Source organism: Stutzerimonas stutzeri, assembly GCF_000935215.1.
GTDB lineage: Bacteria > Pseudomonadota > Gammaproteobacteria > Pseudomonadales > Pseudomonadaceae > Stutzerimonas.
Genome location: NZ_JXXD01000313.1, coordinates 1 through 3,153, shown reverse-complemented (window position 1 = coordinate 3,153; position 3,153 = coordinate 1). Strand labels below are relative to the sequence as shown.

Below are 3,153 nucleotides of genomic sequence, written 5' to 3'. Positions count from 1 at the left end.
GGGTCATCATGCCGTTGATCATGCCGCCCCAGCTCGGAGCCAGCAGGATGATCGACATCACCATGCCCAGGCTTTGTGCCCAGTCCGGCAGGGCGGTGTAGTGCAGGTGGTGCGGACCGGCCCAGATATAAAGGGTGATCAGCGCCCAGAAGTGAACGATCGACAGGCGATAGGAATACACCGGGCGCTCGGCCTGCTTCGGCACGAAGTAATACATCATGCCCAGGAAGCCGGTGGTCAGGAAGAAGCCCACGGCGTTGTGGCCGTACCACCATTGCACCATCGCGTCGGTCGCACCCGAATAGATCGAGTAGGACTTGAACCAGGACACCGGGATTTCCAGGTTGTTGACGATGTGCAGCATCGCCGTAACCAGGATGAACGCGCCGAAGAACCAGTTACCCACATAGATGTGCTTGGCCTTGCGCTTCATGATCGTGCCGAAGAACACGCCGATGTACGACACCCACACCAGCGTGAGCAGGATGTCGATCGGCCACTCCAGTTCCGCGTATTCCTTGGAGCTGGTGAAGCCCTGTGGAAGCGTGATGACTGCAAGCACGATCACAGCCTGCCAACCCCAGAAGGTGAAGGCCGCGAGTCCGTCGGAGAACAGACGCGCCTGGCAAGTGCGCTGAACCACGTAATAGGACGTGGCAAACAGTGCGCAACCACCGAATGCGAAGATAACCGCGTTTGTGTGCAATGGTCGTAGACGGCCGAAGCTCGTCCACGGCAGGTCGAAGTTGAGCGAGGGCCACACCAACTGCGCGGCGATCAAAACACCCAGGCCCATCCCGATGATTCCCCATACCACCGTCATGATGGCGAATTGGCGAACCACCTTATAGTTATAAGCAGTCTCACTTATTGCTGTGCTCATGCAAGGCTTCCACGCTAATGGCATTTTCGAAGGCAAAAACGGCGGCAAGTATGGAGAAAGCATGGGGGCAATGCAAACGACGCCCGGGCTCTCTTTGCTGGCCAAAACCCTGATTTAAAGCGTTTTCCATGCGCTGCGCAGGGATGTTTCGCACCAGGCCGGTGCGCTAGAAATACCGAGTTCGCCTTATGCTTCTAGGTGGTGCGGCGAGTCGGAAGCAAAGCTTAGAAGTGCGTGGGCGGGCGGGGAAGGTCTTCGGTCGGCTGATGATGCGACAGATGGTCGCAGCGCGACGAGAGTTGCCTGAAGACAAGGCGAGAAGGGCGGTACGAGTTTACCGCCCTTTTACGACTTACTGCTTGGCGAGTTGTTCCGGTTTCTGCGACAAGCTGTAGACGTAGGCGGCGAGCAGGTGAACCTTGTCGTCGCCCAGGTACTGCTGCTGGGCAGGCATCTGGCCGTTGCGGCCGTGGCGGATGGTCTGCTGCAGCTGGGCGAGGCTCGAGCCGTAGATCCAGCCGGAGGCATGCTGGAGATTCGGCGCACCCAGTGCCGCCATACCTTCTCCACCCTGGCCGTGGCAGACGGAGCAGGTCTGTGCATAGACCTCTTTGCCTTTGCCCAGATCAGCGTCGGTGCCTTCCGGCAGCGCCAGGCCAGCGAGTTCCTTACGGACGAAGGCTGCCACGTTCTTCACGCCTTCCTCGCCGATAGCCTGACCCCAGGCCGGCATTGCTGCGATACGGCCGTTGAGGATGCTGGTCTTGATCGAGGCTGCATCACCACCCCAGCGCCAGTCATGGTCAGCCAGGTTCGGGAAGCCCAGGGAGCCCTTGGCATCGGAACCATGGCAGATGGCGCAGTAGTTGGCGAACAGGCGAGCACCCATCTTCACGGCTTGCTCGTCCTGAGCGACTTCTGCCACCGACATGGCAGCGTACTTGGCGAAGATCGGACCGTATTTTTCATCGGCCTGAGCGACCTCGCGCTCCCACTGCTTTTCCTGAGTCCAGCCACCCTCGTAGCCGGGCAGTACGCCTTTCCAGTTACCCAGGCCCGGATAGAGCACGAGGTAAAGGATGCCGAACACCAGGGTGCCGATGAACAGCAGGAACCACCAGCGCGGCAGCGGGTTGTCGTATTCCTCGATGCCGTCGAAGGCATGACCCATCGTTTGGTCCGTGGTGCCGGCCGACTCGCCCTTGCGGGTGGCGAAGATCAGCCAGAACAGAGCGACGATGGTGCCCAGCGTCAGCAGGGCGATGTATCCACTCCAGAAAGTGCTCATGTGCTACTCCTGGACAGCCCGAGCAACTCTGGCTGTCCGCGATTGAAGTCCCTGACGGCTGCGAAGCCAGCCGTCATTTTTCTTGGCTGTGCGATTAGCGCTTGTTGGTCAGAGCCGTGCCGAGTACTTGCAGGTAGGCCACCATGGCGTCCATCTCGGTCTTGCCATTGACGGAGTCGCGAGCGCCGGCGATGTCCTCTTCGGTGTACGGCACACCGAGGGTGCGCAGTGCCGACATCTTCTTGGCGGTGTCCTTGCCGTCGAGGGTGTTCTCGACCAGCCACGGGTAGGACGGCATCTTCGATTCGGGCACTACGTTGCGCGGGTTGTACAGGTGCGCGCGGTGCCAGTCATCGGAGTAGCGGCCACCGACACGGGCCAGGTCCGGACCGGTACGCTTGGAGCCCCACAGGAACGGATGGTCATAGACGCTTTCGCCAGCGACCGAGTAGTGGCCGTAACGCTCGGTTTCGGCGCGGAACGGACGGATCATCTGCGAGTGGCAGCCGACACAGCCTTCGCGGATGTACAGATCGCGGCCTTCCAGTTGCAGCGCGGTGTAAGGCTTCATGCCTTCGACCGGCTCGTTGACGGCGTCTTGGAAGAACAGCGGGACGATCTGGGTCAGACCGCCGATGCTCACCGCCAGGATCATGAACAGGGTCAACAGCCCGACGTTCTTTTCTAGTTTCTCGTGCGATTTCATTTACCTAGGCTCCTCAGGCGATCTGCGCGGCAGCGTCGTACTCGGCGGGCTTGGCAGCCTGCACGGTGCGCCAGGTGTTGTAGGCCATCACCAGCATGCCGGCGAAGAAGATCGCACCACCGATCATGCGCACCACGAAACCGGGGTGGCTGGCTTCCAGTGCTTCGACGAAGGAGTAGGTCAGCGTGCCGTCGTCATTGATCGCGCGCCACATCAGGCCCTGGGCGATACCGTTGACCCACATCGAGGCGATGTAGAGCACGGTGCCGATGGTGG

The 3,153-nt window shown here is 60.5% G+C and carries 3 protein-coding genes and 1 pseudogene; all 4 read right to left on the bottom strand.

Annotated elements, in window-relative coordinates:
• The coding region (locus LO50_RS22320) for a cbb3-type cytochrome c oxidase subunit I (RefSeq protein ID WP_044316408.1) at positions 1-883 on the bottom strand (883 nt) is incomplete at its 3' end.
• 352 nt (positions 884-1,235) lie between these two features.
• Positions 1,236-2,171 carry a cytochrome-c oxidase, cbb3-type subunit III gene (gene ccoP / locus LO50_RS22315; protein WP_044316407.1) on the bottom strand — a complete coding sequence of 312 codons (936 nt, stop codon included), beginning with the start codon at positions 2,169-2,171 and terminating at the stop codon, positions 1,236-1,238.
• 94 nt (positions 2,172-2,265) lie between these two features.
• On the bottom strand, positions 2,266-2,877 hold the full coding sequence (gene ccoO, locus LO50_RS22310; RefSeq protein ID WP_044316406.1) for a cytochrome-c oxidase, cbb3-type subunit II: 612 nt from the start codon (positions 2,875-2,877) through the stop codon (positions 2,266-2,268).
• A 13-nt stretch (positions 2,878-2,890) separates the two neighbouring features.
• Positions 2,891-3,153, bottom strand: a pseudogene (locus tag LO50_RS22305) (cytochrome C oxidase Cbb3); the annotation flags it as partial.

What these genes read in the sequence shown, in the direction of transcription:
- ccoP (WP_044316407.1), bottom strand. Translation starts at nt 2,171, where the DNA reads ATGAGCACTTTCTGGAGTGGATACATCGCCCTGCTGACGCTGGGCACC.
- ccoO (WP_044316406.1), bottom strand. Translation starts at nt 2,877, where the DNA reads ATGAAATCGCACGAGAAACTAGAAAAGAACGTCGGGCTGTTGACCCTG.